The 18,800-nt window shown below is 59.1% G+C and carries 23 protein-coding genes and 2 tRNA genes; 14 read left to right on the top strand and 11 right to left on the bottom strand.

Annotation, left to right across the window (positions count from 1 at the left end; all coding sequences use genetic code 11):
• Positions 1–183 precede the first annotated feature (183 nt).
• The 4 genes from FZZ88_RS02200 to aroC are packed head-to-tail and all read left to right on the top strand — an operon-like array spanning position 184 to position 3,558.
• Positions 184–1,167 (top strand): hypothetical protein, encoded by a 984-nt coding sequence (locus FZZ88_RS02200; RefSeq protein WP_166015586.1) that lies wholly within the window; start codon positions 184–186, stop codon positions 1,165–1,167.
• Positions 1,168–1,210: 43 nt separating this feature from the next.
• Complete coding sequence (locus FZZ88_RS02205) at positions 1,211–1,969, top strand: aspartyl/asparaginyl beta-hydroxylase domain-containing protein (protein WP_166015587.1); 759 nt, start codon at positions 1,211–1,213, stop codon at positions 1,967–1,969.
• Positions 1,966–2,424 carry a cupin domain-containing protein gene (locus tag FZZ88_RS02210; RefSeq protein ID WP_166015588.1) on the top strand — a complete coding sequence of 153 codons (459 nt, stop codon included), beginning with the start codon at positions 1,966–1,968 and terminating at the stop codon, positions 2,422–2,424. The genes FZZ88_RS02205 and FZZ88_RS02210 overlap by 4 nt, the downstream gene beginning before the upstream one ends.
• 39 nt (positions 2,425–2,463) lie before the next feature.
• Positions 2,464–3,558: a chorismate synthase gene (gene aroC / locus FZZ88_RS02215; RefSeq protein WP_166015589.1), complete on the top strand. Its 1,095-nt coding sequence runs from the start codon at positions 2,464–2,466 to the stop codon at positions 3,556–3,558.
• Between the two features lie 25 nt (positions 3,559–3,583).
• Here aroC and FZZ88_RS02220 read toward each other — a convergent pair whose 3' ends face one another.
• The 5 genes from FZZ88_RS02220 to FZZ88_RS02240 all read right to left on the bottom strand — a co-directional run bounded on the left by FZZ88_RS02220 (position 3,584) and on the right by FZZ88_RS02240 (position 8,792).
• Positions 3,584–4,051 (bottom strand): hypothetical protein, encoded by a 468-nt coding sequence (locus FZZ88_RS02220; RefSeq protein WP_166015590.1) that lies wholly within the window; start codon positions 4,049–4,051, stop codon positions 3,584–3,586.
• 62 nt (positions 4,052–4,113) lie between these two features.
• A complete protein-coding gene (locus tag FZZ88_RS02225; protein WP_166015591.1) occupies positions 4,114–4,815 on the bottom strand; it encodes a bifunctional 4-hydroxy-2-oxoglutarate aldolase/2-dehydro-3-deoxy-phosphogluconate aldolase in 702 nt (233 codons plus the stop codon).
• A complete protein-coding gene (ftsH, locus tag FZZ88_RS02230) occupies positions 4,787–6,637 on the bottom strand; it encodes an ATP-dependent zinc metalloprotease FtsH (protein ID WP_166015592.1) in 1,851 nt (616 codons plus the stop codon). The genes FZZ88_RS02225 and ftsH overlap by 29 nt, the downstream gene beginning before the upstream one ends.
• Before the next feature lie 44 nt (positions 6,638–6,681).
• Entirely contained in the window at positions 6,682–7,854 is a 1,173-nt protein-coding gene (sat, locus tag FZZ88_RS02235; RefSeq protein WP_166015593.1) for a sulfate adenylyltransferase, read from the bottom strand.
• Positions 7,855–7,961: 107 nt separating this feature from the next.
• Positions 7,962–8,792: a photosystem II manganese-stabilizing polypeptide gene (locus FZZ88_RS02240; protein WP_166015594.1), complete on the bottom strand. Its 831-nt coding sequence runs from the start codon at positions 8,790–8,792 to the stop codon at positions 7,962–7,964.
• A 156-nt stretch (positions 8,793–8,948) separates the two neighbouring features.
• On the opposite strand from FZZ88_RS02240, the gene FZZ88_RS02245 reads away from it, so the two are divergent.
• On the top strand, positions 8,949–9,218 hold the full coding sequence (locus FZZ88_RS02245; protein ID WP_206339007.1) for a hypothetical protein: 270 nt from the start codon (positions 8,949–8,951) through the stop codon (positions 9,216–9,218).
• On the opposite strand, the gene coaBC is transcribed toward FZZ88_RS02245, so the two are convergent.
• Both coaBC and FZZ88_RS02255 read right to left on the bottom strand, forming a co-directional pair.
• Positions 9,191–10,477 (bottom strand): bifunctional phosphopantothenoylcysteine decarboxylase/phosphopantothenate--cysteine ligase CoaBC, encoded by a 1,287-nt coding sequence (gene coaBC, locus FZZ88_RS02250; protein ID WP_166015596.1) that lies wholly within the window; start codon positions 10,475–10,477, stop codon positions 9,191–9,193. The two genes, FZZ88_RS02245 and coaBC, sit on opposite strands and share 28 nt — an antisense overlap.
• Positions 10,467–10,667, bottom strand: coding sequence for a DUF2555 domain-containing protein (locus FZZ88_RS02255; RefSeq protein WP_115024981.1), 201 nt, complete (start codon positions 10,665–10,667; stop codon positions 10,467–10,469). Before FZZ88_RS02255 ends, coaBC begins: the two co-directional genes overlap by 11 nt.
• Before the next feature lie 66 nt (positions 10,668–10,733).
• On the opposite strand from FZZ88_RS02255, the gene FZZ88_RS02260 reads away from it, so the two are divergent.
• The 4 genes from FZZ88_RS02260 (at position 10,734) to FZZ88_RS02275 (ending at position 13,338) form a co-directional block, all read left to right on the top strand.
• A tRNA-Ala gene (locus FZZ88_RS02260) sits at positions 10,734–10,806 on the top strand.
• 189 nt (positions 10,807–10,995) lie between these two features.
• Entirely contained in the window at positions 10,996–11,196 is a 201-nt protein-coding gene (locus FZZ88_RS02265) for a hypothetical protein (RefSeq protein ID WP_115024980.1), read from the top strand.
• A gap of 175 nt (positions 11,197–11,371) precedes the next feature.
• A complete protein-coding gene (locus FZZ88_RS02270) occupies positions 11,372–11,752 on the top strand; it encodes a DUF565 domain-containing protein (protein WP_166015598.1) in 381 nt (126 codons plus the stop codon).
• Between the two features lie 71 nt (positions 11,753–11,823).
• Positions 11,824–13,338 carry an NAD(P)/FAD-dependent oxidoreductase gene (locus FZZ88_RS02275; protein WP_166015599.1) on the top strand — a complete coding sequence of 505 codons (1,515 nt, stop codon included), beginning with the start codon at positions 11,824–11,826 and terminating at the stop codon, positions 13,336–13,338.
• On the opposite strand, the gene FZZ88_RS02280 is transcribed toward FZZ88_RS02275, so the two are convergent.
• Together FZZ88_RS02280 and FZZ88_RS02285 are read right to left on the bottom strand one after the other, a co-directional pair.
• Entirely contained in the window at positions 13,278–14,327 is a 1,050-nt protein-coding gene (locus tag FZZ88_RS02280) for an aspartate carbamoyltransferase catalytic subunit (protein WP_166016427.1), read from the bottom strand. The two genes, FZZ88_RS02275 and FZZ88_RS02280, sit on opposite strands and share 61 nt — an antisense overlap.
• Positions 14,324–14,965, bottom strand: a complete 642-nt coding sequence (locus tag FZZ88_RS02285) for a DNA-3-methyladenine glycosylase (protein WP_115024977.1) — start codon at positions 14,963–14,965, stop codon at positions 14,324–14,326. Before FZZ88_RS02285 ends, FZZ88_RS02280 begins: the two co-directional genes overlap by 4 nt.
• A gap of 28 nt (positions 14,966–14,993) precedes the next feature.
• Between FZZ88_RS02285 and FZZ88_RS02290 the strand changes: the two genes are divergently transcribed.
• Genes FZZ88_RS02290 through gatC form a run of 4 tightly spaced genes read left to right on the top strand, consistent with a single transcriptional unit; the run spans position 14,994 to position 17,032 of the window.
• Entirely contained in the window at positions 14,994–15,725 is a 732-nt protein-coding gene (locus FZZ88_RS02290; RefSeq protein ID WP_166015600.1) for a queuosine precursor transporter, read from the top strand.
• A gap of 2 nt (positions 15,726–15,727) precedes the next feature.
• Positions 15,728–15,910, top strand: a complete 183-nt coding sequence (locus FZZ88_RS02295; protein WP_222929914.1) for a hypothetical protein — start codon at positions 15,728–15,730, stop codon at positions 15,908–15,910.
• A 43-nt stretch (positions 15,911–15,953) separates the two neighbouring features.
• On the top strand, positions 15,954–16,742 hold the full coding sequence (locus FZZ88_RS02300; RefSeq protein ID WP_115094327.1) for a creatininase family protein: 789 nt from the start codon (positions 15,954–15,956) through the stop codon (positions 16,740–16,742).
• Complete coding sequence (gene gatC, locus FZZ88_RS02305) at positions 16,739–17,032, top strand: Asp-tRNA(Asn)/Glu-tRNA(Gln) amidotransferase subunit GatC (RefSeq protein ID WP_115094329.1); 294 nt, start codon at positions 16,739–16,741, stop codon at positions 17,030–17,032. The genes FZZ88_RS02300 and gatC overlap by 4 nt, the downstream gene beginning before the upstream one ends.
• A gap of 7 nt (positions 17,033–17,039) precedes the next feature.
• Here gatC and crtR read toward each other — a convergent pair whose 3' ends face one another.
• Together crtR and FZZ88_RS02315 are read right to left on the bottom strand one after the other, a co-directional pair.
• Positions 17,040–18,071, bottom strand: a complete 1,032-nt coding sequence (crtR, locus tag FZZ88_RS02310) for a beta-carotene hydroxylase (RefSeq protein ID WP_166016428.1) — start codon at positions 18,069–18,071, stop codon at positions 17,040–17,042.
• 53 nt (positions 18,072–18,124) lie between these two features.
• Positions 18,125–18,206, bottom strand: a tRNA-Leu gene (locus FZZ88_RS02315).
• Positions 18,207–18,260: 54 nt separating this feature from the next.
• Here FZZ88_RS02315 and FZZ88_RS02320 point away from each other — a divergent pair.
• Positions 18,261–18,779 (top strand): Ycf66 family protein, encoded by a 519-nt coding sequence (locus FZZ88_RS02320; RefSeq protein WP_166015602.1) that lies wholly within the window; start codon positions 18,261–18,263, stop codon positions 18,777–18,779.
• Positions 18,780–18,800: the final 21 nt, after the last annotated feature.

Genomic DNA, 18,800 nt, shown 5'->3' on the forward strand with positions numbered 1-18,800 from the left:
CTCCTGTGGCTCTGCAGGCTCCTGCCATCGGTTGATCTGGAATCAACCTGTTCCTTCTGGAACAGACCAAACGATTCAGATCAACTGAATCGGAAAGCCCTCGCCGCAAGGTGGGGGCTTTTTGTTGTGATGCTGCTCTTGCTCACCTTGATTCCGTAAGGTTCCGATCAATAGCGACCTGGCATGGACAACAAAGCCAGCAACGCAACCAGACAGGCCATCGCCGAGCAGGCTGAGACAGCGATCGCAGCTCAACAGTGGAGCCGTCTTCGCACGATCGGTAACCGCTTTGAGCGGGCCCGCTGCTACCGGGATTGCTGGTTCGCTCTGGCACGGGCATCTGAAGCAACCACCGATCACCAACTCCCGATTTGGCCAGGTCCAGACGAGAGCTGCGAGGGAGTTCTTGTGCTGCCAACGACCCGGGACCTGGGTGATGAGTTGCGGATCCTGAGATTTATCGGCGACTTGAAGGCCCACGTCGCCCAGGTCGTCGTCTTGGCGGATCCACGACTCCATCCACTCATCGAAAGGAGCTTCCCTGGCGTTGTCTGCTGCAGACCTGATGGAAGACTGAACCAAGTCGGGCTATCCCACATGGCAGCCCAAGAACGTCTTGCCTACTGGTTTGGAGCTGATGAACAACAGCTGCAGCATGGCTTCCGAACACTGAAGGCTCCCACAACCGCAGAGGAGGAACCCAAGGGCATCGGCATCAGCTGGTTTTCCAAATCAAGAAACAAGAAAGAGCGAATGCCCGCTATCGAAGACTGGGCTTCAGTTCTCCGGACCATTCGACAACCGATTCAGTCGCTTCAATACCTGGAGAAACCCGCTCGCATCAAAGCCTTACGGGAGCTGAGTGGACAACGCATTCGCTCATCACAATCCATCGACCAAATGGTTGATCTGGATGGATTCGCCAGACAAGTCGCCGGAGTACGCGGCGTATTGACCATCAGCAACACCACAGGGCATCTGGCTGGTGCCTTAGGCATTCCCTGCGCTGTCATTCTCGACAACGGCTCCATCACCAACTGGCCCGATCTCGGCGAAACCACCCCGCTCTATCCCTCCACGCGGCTGATCCGCCGCGGCAGCGATGACTGGGCCACAACCCTGCAGCGTGGCTGGCGCACGCTGAAGGCCTTGATCCCACCCAGGTAGGCATCAGCATGCAAAGCTCCTCGGTCAGGAGAAGCGGCAGAGCGTGAGCAGCCCAACGGCCAAGCGGAAACAACGCAATCCAATCCAACGCGTGATTCGCTGGGGTCCATGGCATTACCGGTTCTGGCGTGAGATCGCACGCTGGTGCTACGAACAATCCCTGCACAATCCAGCAGTGGTTGCAGCGGACGACGGCTTCCCAGCCCATCGGCAGCTGTTGGAGTCCTACAAGCAGATCCGTCAGGAAACTCTGGAGGTCGCCCTATCGGGGCGCCTACCGGCCAACCACGAAATCATGCAACAGCAGCGCACGCTTTATGAATTCGACCGCAAGGTCTGGGGAATGCTCCCCTTGCGGGGCTATGGCTACAACTACCCCGCCAATCAGGCGCTGATCCCTTCTCTGCGGAACTTTCTGCAGCACCACCCCGACGTCGTTTCAGCTGCCGTGAGCCTGTTCCCCCCGGGAAAGGTTCTGCGGCCTCACAAAGGGCCCTTCAAAGGGGTTTGGAGGTATCACCTGCCTTTGTATGTGGAGAATTTTGGTAACGGCCGAAGTTCCTGCGAGCTGATGATTGATGGCCAGAACTATTACCTGAAGGAAGGTGAGGGATTTCTCTGGGATGACACCTTCTTGCACTCAGCCATCAATCGCTCCAACCAGCCAAGGGTGGTGTTGCTGTTCGACGTCTTTCGCAAGGATCAACCGATTTGGCTGATCGGGATGAGCTGGATCTTCCTCTGGGTGGCTCAGATCTGGCAGCACGTCCAGAACATGCGCCAGCGCGCAGGTCTGCAATGAACCAAGTTGAGACCCTGATCCAACAGCTGCAGTTGATTCCCCATCCGGAGGGAGGTTGGTACCGCGAGTTGCATCGCAGCCCGGAGCAGGTTCAACGCCAAGACGGGGCCGAGCGATCGGCATTGACGGCAATTCTCTTTTTGCTGCCAGCCGGTGCCGTCAGTTGCTGGCATCGCGTGATCGGTGCCGACGAAGCCTGGACGCACATTGATGGAGCCACTCTGGAGCTCTTTCAGTGCCAGGCGAATGGCACAGCGCTGCAACATGACCCACTGAATGCATCAAACCCTGTTCAGGTGGTTCCAGCCAATGCCTGGCAGGCGGCGCGCAGTCTGGGTGAGTACACCCTGGTGAGCTGTTGTGTTGGGCCGGGATTTGACTTCTTGGATTTCGAGATGGCTCGGCAACAACCCGCGACAGACCGTCTGAAATTGCCCCATCCGGAGTTGATCTGAACCGATGGCTTCGTAGCCTCATCGCATCGATCAATGGCCATGGGCAGCAGCTTCGGCGACCTCTTCCGGATCAGCACCTTCGGTGAATCCCACGGGGGAGGAGTGGGCGTGATTGTGGAGGGCTGTCCACCACGGCTCAACCTCAGTGTCGCGTCAATTCAGGCTGACCTGGATCGACGGAAGCCTGGGCAAAGCCACATCACAACCCCGCGAAAAGAAGCGGACCAGGTCGAAGTCCTCAGTGGCCTGCTGGATGGAGAAACCACCCTGGGGACCCCGATCGCCATGGTCGTACGCAACAAGGACCAGCGGCCTGGGGATTACAAGGACATGGCGGTCGCCTTTCGGCCATCCCATGCTGATGCCACATATCAAGCCAAATACGGCATCCAGGCGCGCAGCGGTGGGGGTCGTGCGTCAGCGCGGGAAACCATCGGCCGCGTCGCTGCGGGTGCGATCGCAAAGCAGCTGCTGAAACAGGCCTCAGGAACTGAAATCCTGGCCTGGGTCAAGAGGATCCACAACATCGAAGCCTCCGGGATCGACCCACAGGAGGTTCAGCTGAGCGACGTGGAATCCAACATCGTGCGCTGTCCTGATCCAGCGGTGGCCGAACAGATGATTCAGCGGATTGAAGCCATCGGCCGCGAAGGGGATTCCTGCGGTGGGGTGATCGAATGCGTGGTGCGCCATCCCGCCATTGGTTTGGGAATGCCGGTGTTCGACAAACTTGAAGCCGACCTCGCCAAAGCGGTGATGTCGCTGCCCGCCACCAAAGGATTCGAAATTGGTTCCGGTTTCAATGGCACGTTGCTGAAGGGCAGCGAGCACAACGATGCCTTTCTACCGAGCGACGATGGTCGTCTGAAGACCGCAACCAACAACTCCGGTGGCATCCAAGGGGGAATCAGCAACGGCGAGCCAATTGTGATCCGGGTGGCCTTCAAGCCAACGGCGACGATCCGCAAAGAGCAGCAAACCATCGATTCCGATGGCAAGGCCACCACGCTTGCGGGGAAAGGACGGCACGACCCCTGTGTTCTGCCCCGGGCCGTGCCGATGGTGGAGGCCATGGTGGCACTCGTTTTAGCTGATCACCTGCTGAGGCAGCAGGGGCAATGCAGCCTTTGGTGAGCAGCTCACGTCAGCTCCAGTGAAGTCAGACGGAAGCCACAGCTGCACTGCCGTTAGAGCTAGCGACCGCTCCAACGCTTTTCGCCGTCGCCGCGCTGCGGGTCCGAGTGCGTCGAGCGGGCTTTTTGCTGGCCTGCGCCTTGGCTGAGGCAGGTTTTTTGGCAGCCATCGTTTTCTTCACCGTCCGGCGTGTCTTGGCTGTCGTGGCACGACTGCGATGGCTCAGCACGAGAGCCCATTCCTCATCACTGAGAGTGGAGGGTTTGCTGCCGTGGGCATAGGAGAGCTTGGCTGCCTTCTCGATGTCCTTGATCAAATTCGTCCAGGACGTGGCAAAGCGCTTGTCTGACTGCGATTTTGCACCACTTTCAACCAAGGTCTCCACAACCCCTGCAGCAGAAACCTTTTTGCGCCGGCGATTGAAGATCTCCTTCTGAAGCTGAGCGATCAGGGCATCGGCCTTGTCGCTGAGCTTGATCGTGAGCTGCGACATGACGCAGTTAGATAGCTATCTCATCTGTAGCATCTTGGACGCATGTCAACAAGTCGGTGGCGTCAAGGCTGAGTTGTCGATTGGCGCAACCAGCCGAGAAGCGCTTTGAAAGCAGGCGGCGAGCCCACAACCTTGCGCCCCAGGGCCACGGCACCATGACCAGCCTCAAGCCAGACAGGGATATCACCCACCTCAAGGCCACCCGCAGCGATCACGAAGGGCAAGGGGCCGAGAGGCGCATGCAATCGCCCCCAGTAGCCGGGCCCAAGATTGGCTGCGGGAAACAGCTTGACGACACGACATCCGAAGCGCAAGGCCTGATGCACTTCCGTAGGGCTAAAGACGCCAGGCACCAACAAAACTCCAACCTCCCTGGCTTGCTCCACTAGCTCTGGAGACCAGCAGGGAGCCATGGCATAGCTGAGGTTCAGGCATGACAGATCATTGAGCGCCTGAGGAGAGGTCACCGAAGCCGCTCCCAGATTCAAACCTGGGCATTGATCCTGAACCCGTTGCATGAACTCGCTCCAGCCTGGCTGATTCAGCCAGGCCACCTCGAGATGGCGCAGACCTGCAGCGTGAAGCTGCAGCACTTGATCCAACAGAGAAGAACCGGATGATGAAGGCCTCAGGTCGTCGGGCTCAGGGCGTACAACCAACAAAAGAGGCTGGTGCTGCAGGGATGCCACGAAGAGCTCCTGCCGCACCAGCCAAGGGTTGGATGACGAATCGAAATCAGACGTATTCGGCGACCCGGACGTCACGTTTGATCAGAAGCTCCTGAAGCTCTTCAGCATCAACAGTCTCCTGCTCAACGAGCATCTCCGCCAATTCATCAAGAACGACGCGGTTGTCGACGAGAACCTTGGTGGCGCGCTTGTAGGCCACATCCACCAGCTCAGAGACCTCCTTGTCGATCATCGCGGCGGTTTCCTCAGAGAAATCGCGCTCTGCCGCAATATCGCGGCCAAGGAACATGCCGCCCTGAGCACGACCCAGTGCGACTGGCCCCAACTCGTCGCTCATGCCAAAACGGGTGATCATCTGGCGTGCCGTCGAAGCAACCTGCTGCAGGTCGTTGGAGGCACCGGTGGTGACCTCGTCTTCGCCGTAGACGATTTCCTCGGCGACCCGACCACCGAGGGCAACAGCCATCTGGTTCTGGAGGTAAGCCCTCGAATACAAACCCGACTCCATCCGCTCCTCACTGGGGGTGAAGAACGTCAAACCACCAGCATTGCCACGGGGAATGATGGAAATCTTCTGAACAGGATCGTAATCAGGCATCAGGGCACCCACAAGAGCATGACCTGCCTCGTGATAGGCGACCAGACGGGCACGACGTTCGCTCATCACCCGATCCTTTTTCTCCGGACCAGCCATGACCCGTTCAATGGCATCGCTGATCTCGTCGTTGCTCACTTCCGTGAGTTCACGACGGGCCGCGAGGATGGCAGCTTCGTTCAGGAGATTGGCCAGATCAGCACCGGTGTAGCCGGGTGTCCGACGAGCAACCTTGTCGAGATCGACATCCTTGGCCAGAGTTTTGCCACGGGCATGAACCCCGAGGATCTGCAGGCGACCGGAATAGTCGGGGCGATCAACAGTGACCTGACGATCAAAACGACCGGGGCGCATCAGCGCTGCATCGAGCACGTCAGGGCGGTTCGTTGCCGCCACGATGATGATCCCGGTGTTGCCCTCAAAGCCATCCATCTCCGTGAGGAGTTGGTTCAACGTCTGCTCGCGTTCATCGTTGCCACCACCTAAGCCTGCGCCACGCTGTCGACCGACAGCATCGATCTCGTCGATGAAGACGATGCAAGGGGCATTTTTCTTGGCTTGCTCGAACAGGTCGCGAACACGGCTGGCACCGACGCCAACAAACATCTCAACGAATTCTGAGCCAGAGATGGAGAAGAAGGGCACACCAGCTTCACCCGCCACTGCTTTAGCGAGAAGTGTCTTACCCGTTCCGGGAGGGCCTACAAGGAGGACACCTTTCGGAATTTTGGCGCCGACGGCCGTAAAGCGGTCGGGGTTCTTAAGGAAATCGACGACCTCAGTGAGTTCAAGCTTGGCGCCTTCAATTCCAGCCACATCGGTGAAAGTCACCTGAGTGGAAGGCTCCATCTGGACCCGTGCCTTGCTCTTGCCGAACTGCATGGCGGGGTTTCCACCGCCGCCGCCTTGGGCACGCCGGAAGAGAAAGAAAAGACCGCCCAGCAGGAGGATCGGAAAGATCAGACTTCCAGCGGCCTGCTGCCAACCAGGGGTCTGGCGAGACGGTTGAACAGCGATATCAACGCTGTGTTCGGTCAGCAAACCGAGCAGCTCACGATCCGGAGCCAAATTGACCTGAGCACGTCGGCCGTCGTTTTCAACCACCTGCGCTGTGCCCTGGTCGGGTGCGATCAGCACACGGCTGATCTGGTCATCCTTCACCGCCTCAACGAACTCGCTGTAGCGCATGGTGTTCACCTGAGGCTGGCTGCCACCACCACCACCAATGAACGCTGGTGCAATCACAACGATCGCCAGGACCAGAAGGGCCCCGAGACCGATATTTCGCCAACGCTTGTTCACAGGCCGCCTCGTAGATGAAGGAATGTTACACGGGTTCTCCGTCTTCAGGAGGCGCGGAGCACCTCAACCACGCTCTTGAAAGCAAACCATTCGGGAATTTCCTCCCCGCCGCGCAGCATCTTGCGGAACTGGGTGCCACTGAGCTTCTTCACGTGCAGGCCACGGGCTTCGGCATGCTCCGCCGTCACATAACCCTCTTCCTGGGTGTAGACGAGGTTCAGCGAAGGAACCGTTTCCATCGTCAGCTCGGGCGCACACTCCTTGGCGAAGTTCTGAGCGTCATAGGGGCCGTAGAAGTCGTCACCGGTCAGAGACGATTTGCAGCCCGCCATATCGCGGCCAATGATGAAGTGAGTGCATCCGTAGTTGCGGCGGATGATCATGTGCTGAAGGGCCTCCCGCGGGCCTGCCATATGCATCGCGTAGGGCAGATAGGCCCAGCGAATGCTGTCGTTGTTGACTTCAGCAGCAAGACGCTCATAGGTCTGGAAGCGAACGGCACCGGGGATGTCGTCCTGCTGCGTGGGACCACAGGTCGGATGGACCAGCACCACAGCGTTGTCACTGACGTTCTGTGCGTGCAGGGCACGGGTGAAGAGTTCGTAGTGAGCGCGGTGAATGGGGTTACGGCACTGGAACGCCACCACGTCCTCACCTTCAGGCAAGCCTGCCCGCACTTCCGCAGGGGTTTTGCAGGGGAACACGCGTTCGGGCAGAGCGAGACCCTTGAGGCATCCACCCAGATAGAAGCGCTTGCGCTCCATGGTGATCATCCGCACCGCAGGGTGCTCGATGGAGGTGGTGCCGTAGCAACCCTTGGCTTCGGCCACTTTGTCGGGCTCCCACTTGTCCTCCACTTCGAGGACAGCCAGATCCTGGCCCTGGTATGTCAGGAGCAACTTGTCGCCGACCACGACGTCATCGCGGTCAGTGTCCATCACGATCGGCAGGCCGAACAGCTGACCTGCAGCAAGACGATGACCATTGACGACTGAGTTGTAGTCCTCCTGGTGCATAAACCCACGCAAGGGGGAGAAACCACCGACGCACAGCAACTCCACATCACAAGCGTTGCGATCGGAGCACTCGATCGTCTTGGTTGCGGAGGCTTTGGCCGCTGCACGATCGGCATCAGCCACCATCAGATCAACCAGAGTTCCGCCGTAGGGAGCGATCACACCGGATCGCTGGGCGGGAGCGGAAGCACTGGCGGTCATGACTTCAAACAAAGATCGGGCGATTCTCCCAGATCGCCGGGGTATTGCAACGGATCAAAAAAAAAGGGGCCTAAGCCCCCTTAAGAAACCTGTTGTGGTGGTTGCGATCAGGCCTCTTCAAGACGGCCATAAAGCTCGCCGGTGATTTTGATATCGACCACTTCACGACCACCCATATCGGAGTCGGAGGGTTGGATGGCGCTGAACACGCCAGCAAATTCACCTGTTTCAGGATCGACCTGGGTGATGGAGAGGCTCATCGTTCCAACGCCATCGATGTAGCGCTTGTTGTTGTCCTTCTCGAGTTTCTCGTCGTCGCCACCAAGGGCGACAAGTCCCTGGGCGTACTGAACACCAGTGGTGAGAGCACGACCCTTGGGATCGATGAAGTTGCTGGTGCGATAGCTCGGCGTGCGATAGGTGCCTTCGAAGTCTGTGCTGGTGGTCAGAGCAGCACCTTCAGCAGTGGCGTTGAGAGACTTACTGGAGAAGGTGAATGGGAACTCCTCACCACCGGGCACCAGAACAGTGATCGGCTGAAAGTCGATACCGCCCTTCTCCTGGAATTGGAGCCCTGCTTCTGTGACGGTGAGATCTCCGAAGACAGAGTCAAGACTGGAGGTGTAGCGGGTCAGGATCTTGCCCTCGACGAATTCAGCCTGCTGACGAATGTTCTTGGGCTCTTCCTTTGCGTAGACCTGAACAGGATGCATACAGATCTCGCGCAGCTCGTAGCTCCCACCAGCAGTCAAAGGAATCGAGCCACGAGCTGAGTCCCCGATGGTGGGGCAATCGTTGGCTTTGCCGGTGTTGTGGATGTCGTCGTAGGTGACATTGGAGGCACCACGCTGAACAGCTTGACTGTCGCCGCTACAGGCCGTGGTGAAAAACGCGAGGCAGAGCGCCAGCACGACGGCCAGCAGAGGACGAATGCGCATGGAAAAAGCCAGTCGGCTGAACGCTAATGGGGACGGAATGCCGTCGGAACAGGATCTTACAGGGCGAAAAATGGCGACAGGGCTAGCCTTTTGCAGCTCTAAACAACTTGTCGAAAGCGCGTGACTTCAAACGATCCAGCCTCGACCAAGGAAAGGATGGCTCCTTCGCTGGCCGCCCTGGGCGAGCTGGCAGAAGAGTTACGGGGAAATCCGGAAGCACTTCTCACCCTGCTGCGCGAGCTTGAAGCCCTGCATCGGGACGTTCAGGACGGACCATTCCGACAGAGCCTTCCCGAAAACCGCCAGAAATTGTTCACATTGCTGCAGGGCATGGAGAAAAACGGCGGCTGGCCTTACATCCCAAGGCTTCAGCTACGCACCTTCATCGATCTGCTCGGTCAGGAATCCACCAACGCCGCGGCCTGATCTCGAAGGTTGAACATGGCATCCAACAGCTGGTGGGAAAGCGTGAGCTTTGTCGTCACAGGCAAGTTCCGGTTCCAACCTTCCCCCAACAACCAACCTCCATTCGGTTGGTTACCAAAACCCTGACCATCACGGTCTACGGGATTCACCATCATCAGATCACAGCCCTTCTCCAGCCGCTTGCGCTCTGCCTTCTCCAACAGATGTTTGTCATCACCTGTTAGCGCTGAGAATCCGAGAACTAACTGTCCAGGGCGACGTTGGCGGGTCATATTTGACAGCAAATCAGGCACTTCGGTCCAACCTGACGACAAAACGTCCTGAAGCTGCTTTTTGGGCATTTTTTCCTCAGAGGCAGCCTCCCGCCGAAGGTCAGCGACAGCGGCAGCCATCACAAGCACATCAGACGTCGGCAATGCCAGTTGCAGTGCTGAGCTGAGCTCAGCCGCACTCTCGACCGGCGTGCATTGCAACCCCTCAAGCCAGGCATCGGGGAGATCCAACGGGCCATGCACCAACTGCACGGTTGCCCCTCTGAACCGTGCAGCTTGCGCCAGGAGCACTCCCATTCGACCGCTGCTGCGGTTGCTCAGAAAACGGGCCGCATCAATGGTCTCCTGAGTTGGTCCAGCCGAGACCAGAACAGACATCCCCGACCAATCACGGTTCGCGACAGGACCACCAGGACTTCGGCTGAACAATGATGCAGCCGCCAATTCAATTAAGAGCGGATCAGCCATTCGCCCATCACCGACGCGGTCGCAGGCCAGAAGACCGGACATCGGCAGCAGAGGGACTATTCCGGGGAAGTCTTGAATCTGCAGCCAGTTCCTTTGCACCGCAGGATGACGCCACATGGCGGTATTCATTGCGGGGGCCGCGATGACAGGACCTTCGGTTGCCAGCAAGACGCTGGCGAGCAGTCCATCCGCTGAACCCTGGCTCCAGCGCGCCATGCTGCTTGCACTCAGGGGCGCGACGATGGTCACCTCCGCCCACTCGGCCAATTCGATATGAAGCGGCCGGGTCGCCTTTGGGTTCCACTGGTCCGCTTCGAGGTAACAACGATGGCGGCTCAGGCTTGCCAGAGCAACTGGGCTCACCAAAGCAGCACCACTCGGGGTGACAAGGCAGCGAACTTCTGCGCCAGCCTTCACCAGCGCACTGACCAACAACGGCGTTTTCACCGCAGCAATACTGCCGCTGACGGCCACCAGCACACGCCGCCCGTAGAGCGAAGACGGCTTGTCAGTCCTCATCGAAGGGTTCCTGGTCCACCAGGTGGTGGTAAGGCAGGATCAGTTCGGGGCGGTGGATGGCCAGCGCACGAAGAAGGTGCCAGTCAGACAAGCTGTCGAATGGCGAGGGATAGTCGTCCTCTTCGAGGCGACGGGCAAGTTCTGCCGTCGACGTCTCGTCAAAAGCATCCAGCCGTTCCTGCGTGAGCATCAAGCAGTCATCAGACGCTATTGGTGACATTTTGACGCAGGCTGTGCCAGCTAGCGTTAGCCATCCGGGGAATTAGCTCAGTTGGTAGAGCGCTGCGATCGCACCGCAGAGGTCAGGGGTTCGAATCCCCTATTCTCCACTGCGGTTTTGCAGCGTCGCCTTCCACTGATCGGCCTGTTCGTCCTTGTGCTGTTGAGCACCGTGGCACGACCATCATCCCTCCTCACCTTCGCACTCCTTGCCGCTGCCGGTGCGATAAGTCGCGCCCCATCACGCCGGATGTGACCCTTTATGAGGTAAAAGGGTGTTAAGTAATCCCCTGTAGCCGATGTCGCAATCGAAGCGCGAGCAGGTCGTTAGCCATCTGCGCTACATCCGCCAGGAACTTCGCGAAATGCACCAGGGCGTGATGGAAGACGGTTTACTCCCCGAGGCTGGCGAGGTGCGGGGTGTGATGGCGCAAATGGAAGCGCTGCTGGAGCTCCTCGAAGGCAAAGCGTCCAGAAAAGCGAAAGCTGAGACTAAATAGCCTGCAGCGCAAGCACTTGCCAAAGCCTCCAACACTGGCTTTGCTTCGCCAGTCCCCATCACTTGGCCCGGGCTCGTCCCGGGTTTTTTATTGAAATCTGCTATCCGTAGTGTCTGATGCCTGCAGGCTGCCTAGGTGTGGTGTAGACAGGGTGCGGCAGGGGCATGGCCGGGTGATGGGGATCACTGGATTCAACCCTGCCTCTTCCCCTGAAATCAATGCCGTGCGACGGCTCCAATCCACCCGTCTGCAAACCAACGTTGGTGCAGCAATCCAGAGACTGGATCGCTGGTCACGCAATCCCTGGCGAAGATTGTCTTTATTGGCCCTTGCAGGCCTGATCGGATTTTTGATCGGTAGCGCGCTCACCTCCGTCGCCGGTGCTCTCGGTCAAATGGACCCAGTGGCTGCCCTTCTTGTGGTGCTGGGTGCTGAACTCACGATTCGACGACGACGCAGTTCAAAGCCCTCGCTGAAACTGCCGCAGCAACTGCTGGATCTTGGTCGCATTGGCTTTCTCTACGGTCTTTTTCTCGAAGGGTTCAAGCTGATCTGAAGCGGAACCGTTCAAAGCAGACAAAAGAGATTGCGGTTCATACCCTTCGGGAAGAATCCCCCGGGCTGCAGATGGCAAGCAACCATTACTTCCTGGAGCTTGAACCACCTGCCGAGCGCTTGCGTCATGCCCCTCATGTGGTCATCGTCGGCGGCGGCTTTGCCGGGGTGCATGCCTGCAAGGCCCTGGCCAATGCCGATGTGCGCATCACCTTGATTGACAAGCGCAACTTCAACCTGTTCCAGCCGCTGCTGTATCAGGTGGCAACAGGATTGGTCTCAAGAAGTGACGTGGCCACGCCCCTGCGCGAACTGGTCGGCAAGCAAGACAACGTTCAGGTACTGCTGGGTGAGGTCACCACGGTGAACCCAGAGGGCAAGCAGATCGTGTTCAACGGCAAGGCCTACAGCTATGACCATCTGATCCTGGCGACAGGATCGGGCAGCACCTACTTCGGCCATGAGGACTGGCGCACATTTGCGCCCCCAATGAAAATCCTCGAACACGCCGAAGAAATACGTCGCCGTCTGCTGATGGCGATGGAGCAGGCAGAACAGACACCGAATCCCAAGGCTCGCCAATTCCTGCAAACGGTGGTGATCGTTGGAGCTGGGCCCAGTGGCTGCGAAATGGCTGGTGCCGTTTCAGAGCTGATGCGGTGGGCCTTGAACGATGCGTTCAAGCAGCTGGATCCCCAGAAAACGAGGATTGTTTTGGTGGATCCCGGCGATAGGGTGCTGAAAGCGATGCCGGCTGAGCTCTCCGAGAGGGCCCTGAAAACCCTGGAGCGAGATGGCATCGAATACATGCCGGAGCGCCGCGTCCAAAGCATGCGGCCCGGAGAGGTTGTGATCGGTGGACCCAATGGAGACGTTCGGGTCCAAGCAGCCACGGTGATCTGGACCGCTGGCGTGAAGGCATCGCATCTGGGGCAGAAACTGACGAATGCAACCGGTTGCGAGGTCGATCGCGGTGGACGGGTCGTGGTCAACCCCGACTTCTCGATCCCCAGCCACCCTGAGATCCGGATCGCCGGCGATCTCTGCAGCTACAGCCACACCGTGAATGGCAAGCCGCTTCCAGGAATGGCGGCTCCCGCAAAACAGGCCGGCACGTTCATCGGCAAGGACATCGCCGCGATCGTGGCAGGACACGCCCGCCCCACGTTCCGCTACGTCGATTTCGGCAGCATGGCTGTGGTTCATGGCAGTGCCGTTGCCGATCTGCATGGCTTCAAATTTTCAGGACGGTTGGGCCTGCTGCTGTGGGCCATCGTTCACCTGGCCTTGATACCGAACCGAGAAAACCGAATCACCTTGAGCATCAAATGGCTGTATGCCCTGGCGACACGGCAACGCGCCTCCGTTCTGCTCACAGGCATGCCCAGCCAGCATCTGGCCCTTGATGCGGAGGATGCTCATTTCCCAATGGCCAGCGGAACGGGCCCGTCAATCGCCGAACCCGATGCCGCCCTCAAAGCAGCGATGGACTATTACGCCCATCAACTCACTGGCCTCCCTCAAACTCAGGAGCTGCTCGACACCAAAGAAGCCTCCGTCGCGGATTCGGAGGCAGCCATTAAATAGAGCAAGGCCATCCGAGTGGGCACGCCGTTCCTGACCTGCTCTTCGACAAGGCTGACGCGTGGGTCATCCAAGAGCGTCCCGGTCAATTCAACGCCGCGATTCACCGGACCGGGATGCAGAACTGGAACCTGCTGACCGCAGAGCTGGAGGCGCTCATGACTTAGTCCGAAGTCGCGGTGGTAGCGCTCCAGGCTCGTGAGCAACTGTTGGCCCATCCGTTCCTTCTGAAGCCGCAGGGTCATCACGGCATCTGCTCCTGGCAACGCATGCTCCAGGCGCCGCATCACGCTGACCTTGCCCCGCTGCGGCACCGGATCCTTGAGCAGACCTGGGGGAGGAGCATCAACGAAGGCCACAAAATCCTCTGGGACGAGGCTCGGCGGGCCACACAACACAACATCAGCTCCACAGGCCGTCAAAGCCCAGAGATTGGAACGGGCCACCCGCGAGTGAAGAATGTCGCCGACGATCACAATGCGGCGTCCCTGCAGCGCTTCCGGCATGGGGTGCTGAGGGGAGAAATGCCGAGCCAGGGTCAGCAGATCCAGCAGTCCCTGACTGGGATGGCTGTGGAGACCATCACCACCATTGAGCACGACGGTGCGTTCACCCATCTGCTGCAGGTCCAACGCCAGTTGCTGCGGCACACCGGTAGAGCGGTGACGCACCACCAACACGTCGGCACCCATGGCCACGTAAGTGCGCGCCGTGTCGAGAACACTTTCCCCTTTGCTCAGAGAGCTGCTGGAGGGTGAAAAGGTCATGACGTCTGCCGACAGACGTTTGGCCGCCAGCTCAAAACTGCTGCGGGTTCGGGTGCTGGGTTCAAAGAACAGCGTGGCGACCAAGCGGCCTTGCAGCGCAGGAAGTTTTCGGGCACCGGTGATCGGAAGCGAACGAAACCGCTGGGCCAGCTCAAGCACCGCAGCGAAGTCTTCTCGCGAGAACGACGCGAGATCAAGAACATGCCGATGCGGCCAGCCACTCATGACGGTTGCTCCAGCGATGGCGTCCAGCACTGTGCCTTGGGCGGCATGCGATCACCCCGGGCTCGCCTGCTGACACTGCGACTACTCCGCAGATACCAGCGCCACGGGGTTGCTGCGCCCTGGGAGATGCCGATCCGCGTTGTTGTCACAAGATCCTGGCTGGCAAACGTGTCTGACCTCAGGGCCATCCACACCTCATGTTCGCCCGTCACCGGACAACTGTCATCACTGCGATCAAGCCCAAAACGTCGCGCCAGCAAACCGGGGCCTGCCGCGATCCGCTCCGGTTCATCAGGAAGGGCCACCGCGCGCAGCAACACACCGTTGGCCCATCCCCCCCGATCGGTGACCACGTTCACGCAGTGGTGGATGCCGTAGCTGACATACACATAAAACCGCCCTGGCTCACCGAACAGGGTTTCGTTTTGAGGCGTCCTGCGCCGATAACCATGACAGGCGGGGTCGTCCTGGGAATACGCCTCTGTTTCGACAATCACGCCCCAGAGAAGGCGTCCATCGTCTTGGCGTTTCACCAACCGACAACCAACTAACTCAGGACCCACGATCTGAGCTGGTCGCGCAAAGAAACTGAGCGGAAGCGAAACGAAATCGATGACAGCCTGCCGGCTGGCGGCCACGCTGGTTCCAGCTTGAACTCTGCAGGCTTTGGACAGCAACCTCCAGGCACGGCGTGATGGGGTGTTTCTGTTGCTGGCAGGCCTGTTCCTGGGGACCCTGGGCATGCTCAACATCCTTGGGCTGACCCGATTCCTTCAACTTGGCAGCATTGGAGGCTGGCCGATCGTGGTCGCCGTTGGCGCACTGCCCTATCCGATCACCTTCCTCTGCACCGATCTGATCAGCGAAATCTGGGGTGAGCAGAAAGCCAATCAAGTGGTCTGGGTCGGGCTGCTGCTCAACGGCTGGGTGATGCTGATTCTCTGGCTGGGAGGGGTGCTGCCAGCCATGAGCGGAAGCGACGACAGCACCTTCCGCACCATTCAGCAACTCAGCTTCGGTTCAGTGGGCGCCTCAATGGTGGCCTATCTCACGGCGCAGTTCGTGGATGTGCGGCTCTTCCACTTCTGGAAACAGCGCACCAAAGGCAAAGCCCTCTGGCTGCGCAACAACGGTTCCACCTTGGTGAGTCAGCTGGTGGACACCAGTGCCGTGGTGCTGATCAGCCATTACGGCGCCCATGTGCTTCCTGTGCAACCGGAACGATCCGTGCTGCCGCAACTGATCAGCTTCATCGGCAGCGGCTACCTGTTCAAGGTGCTTGCGGCGCTGAGCGACACACTGCCGTTCATCTGGCTCACGGCATGGCTGAGGGAGTGGCTCGACATTCCCGGAGAAGGACGCGAACTCACAACAGAAACCAAGTCAGCGATGCATTAGCGGTGCATCCACGCCAAGCTGAGCTCAATTCAGGCCAGTTGATGGACGCAGCCACCTCCAGCTTCAACCTCGGCACTGTGCTTCTTGCCAGCATCGTGCTGTTCCCTTTGGCCTGCCTGTTTTTCGGGACACGCGGTGGCTACTACAACACCGACAAATACGACGGCAACGGAACCGCCCACTGATCGGCTGAGATTGAGCGATCATCAGGTCATTGGCTCAGCCTGAATGACCGCTGCAACTCCCGGTCCTGTCGACAGCACGGACACCATTCGTCTAGCCCTCCGCAGTTGGCCTGAAGTGGAGACCTACCTCCAAGACTGCAAAGGCGTGATCATTCCCCTTGGATCCACCGAGCAGCACGGTCCCACTGGAGCCATCGGCACCGACGCCCTCACCGCAGAAGCGGTCGCCCTCGAAGTTGGTCGTCGCACCGGCGTGTTGGTCACCCCAGCCCAGTCCTTCGGTATGGCAGAACACCACCTTGGCTTCGCTGGAACGATGAGCTTGCAGCCAGCCACCCTTCTGGCCGTTCTGCATGACCTGGTGTTGTCCCTGGGGCGACATGGCTTTGAAAGGGTGTTTGTGATTAATGGCCACGGCGGCAACATTGCGACAGCCAAAGCAGCTTTTGCCCAGGCCCACGGCACTGCCACAACACGAAATCTTCCGGTCGCCCCCCAACTGCGTTGTCGTCTGGCCAACTGGTTCATGGCCGGACCCGTGATGCGCCAGGCCCGCGATCTCTATGGCGACAAAGAAGGGCATCACGCCACACCGAGCGAAATCGCTGTCACCCTCGCTGTGGAGCCCAGTTTGCAGAGCAAGCAGCGTCCACTGCCCGACCCCGCCCCGGCAGGTCCGATTCACGGACCAGATGATTTCCGGCGCCGTCACCCCGATGGACGCATGGGGTCTCATCCCTCCTTGGCAACTGCCCAGCAGGGCGATGCCTTGCTGGAGACAGCCGCCACCGCGCTGAGCGAGGATCTGCGCACGTTCCTCGGCGAGTCATGAGCCAGATTTCCAGCGACGACGTCCGCAAGGTGGCCCATCTCGCCCGCCTTGATCTGCCCGAGGAGAAGATTGCGACCTACACCGATCAGCTCGAATCGATCCTCGAGTACGTCGGTCAGCTCCAAGAGGTGGACACCAAGGGCGTTCCGGAAACCACAAGAGCCGTTGAAGTGACCAATGTCACCCGGGCGGACGGAGTACAGCCAACACCCGTGCGGGAGGAGATTCTCAGTCAGGCACCCCAGAGGGAGGGGGACTTCTTCAGGGTTCCAAAGATCCTCGCCGACTGAATCAGACTTATCGGGACACCCAGCGTTTGGCTTCCGTTTTGATCGCAATGCGATCAACGAAGCCAAGCCAGTGACGTCGCAGCCCCCGTCCGGGCATAAACCGTGCAGCACGCCTCATTTTTCCGCTGCGACGCTTGTGACTTCGGACACCCACGAGGATGTCGTACAGGAAGTTGTAGCCATCCCTGCGGGTCTCAAAAATGCCCAATCGCTGGGGTGATCCTTTGGAATCGAGAAGAGGCTTGGTGGCCTCATAGGCCGGTTTGTACTCAAACCAGGGAATCGACGGCCAGAGGTGATGAACCAAGTGATAGTTCTGGCCCATGATCAGCCAGTTCATCAGCCTGCCGGGGTAGATCCGAGCATTCGTCCAGCGGTTGCGGGACGTGAACGGACGATGCGGGAGGTAGTCGAAGAAAAGACCCAGGGTCACCCCGACCATCAAGGCAGGCGCGAACCAGCAGTTGAAGATGAATGGCAGAAAGTCAAAGCGCGCCGCAGCAAGGACTATCACCACGAAAATGCTGCGTTCCAACCCCCACTGCATCAACTCCCAGCGCCGCCAGAGGCGTCGCTGAAAGAAAAACCACTCGTGGTAAAAAAATCTGGGTGCAATCAACCAGAGCGGTCCAAACGTACTGACGATGTGATCGGGATCGTTCTTCGGATCATTGACGTGGGCGTGATGCTCCAGGTGCACCCGAGTGAAAACGGGGAAACTGAACCCGAGTAGCAGCGCTGAGCCATGACCCATGGCTTGATTCACCCATCGATTGGGGTGGGCTGCGTTGTGGCAGGCGTCGTGTATCACCGTTCCTTCCAGGTGCAGCGCAAGAAACCCGGTGCAGAGAAGCACCTGCAAGGGCCAAGCCGCCACAAACCAACCCCAGATGGTTAAAGCGGCCAGCGCATAACCACCGAGGAACAGCCCAACGGTGGGATTCCAAAAGGCAGGCGGGTCAACGAATTCACGGGGTACCGAGCGGTAAGCCACTCCAACCGGACGAGGCTGCTGTTCTTGAACAGTGCTCTGATGCATCCGGAGGACAGGCAACAAGTCTGGAACGTTCCGAACCACCGTAGGGAAAGGAATGCCCACCGGGGGACTTGAACCCCCACGACCGAAGCCACTGGTACCTAAAACCAGCGCGTCTACCAATTCCGCCAGGTGGGCAATGCGCCAACTTTAGAGATCGCCCCAGAATGGTGGCAGTCCGCATCACCACGGATGCTTGCGACCCTAAGCGGCGATTTCTGCCTCCTGCTTGGCCTTGCGCTTCTGCTGCTTCCACTGTTGGCCGTTGAACTCAGTCGTCCGCGCGATGGTGTGTGGGGAGCGGTGGTGTTGCTACTGGGTCTCGTACTGGTCACCAGCAGTGACCGGCTGAGGGGAGCGCCGATGCTCGCGGTTCTCTGCGCCGGTTTATTGATCGCTCGCTTGGGCACTGAGGTCGGACAAACCCGTTGGAACACTCTCAGCGAAACAGAGCAGCAGCGTTTTCAATCGATCGACCACTGGCGCACCAGCGTTCGGCAGCTCCTCATCACCACAGGCCGCGTTGGGGAAGGCATCAGCGGCATCGCCAAACAACTCAAGCCGACTGGAAAGTCAGGGGTCACCGAGAAAAAATGGGTACGTCCCGAGTCCCCTGAAAACGCTGCCGCTAGCGATGACGCTGGTTCAGAAATGGCCAGCACCGAGCCTGTCCCACCCGCGGATGCCACATCACCAGAGGGCGAGGACTGATAATCCCGAGGCCAGAGCAGG

This window comes from Synechococcus sp. PH41509, assembly GCF_020514285.1.
Classification (GTDB): domain Bacteria; phylum Cyanobacteriota; class Cyanobacteriia; order PCC-6307; family Cyanobiaceae; genus Parasynechococcus.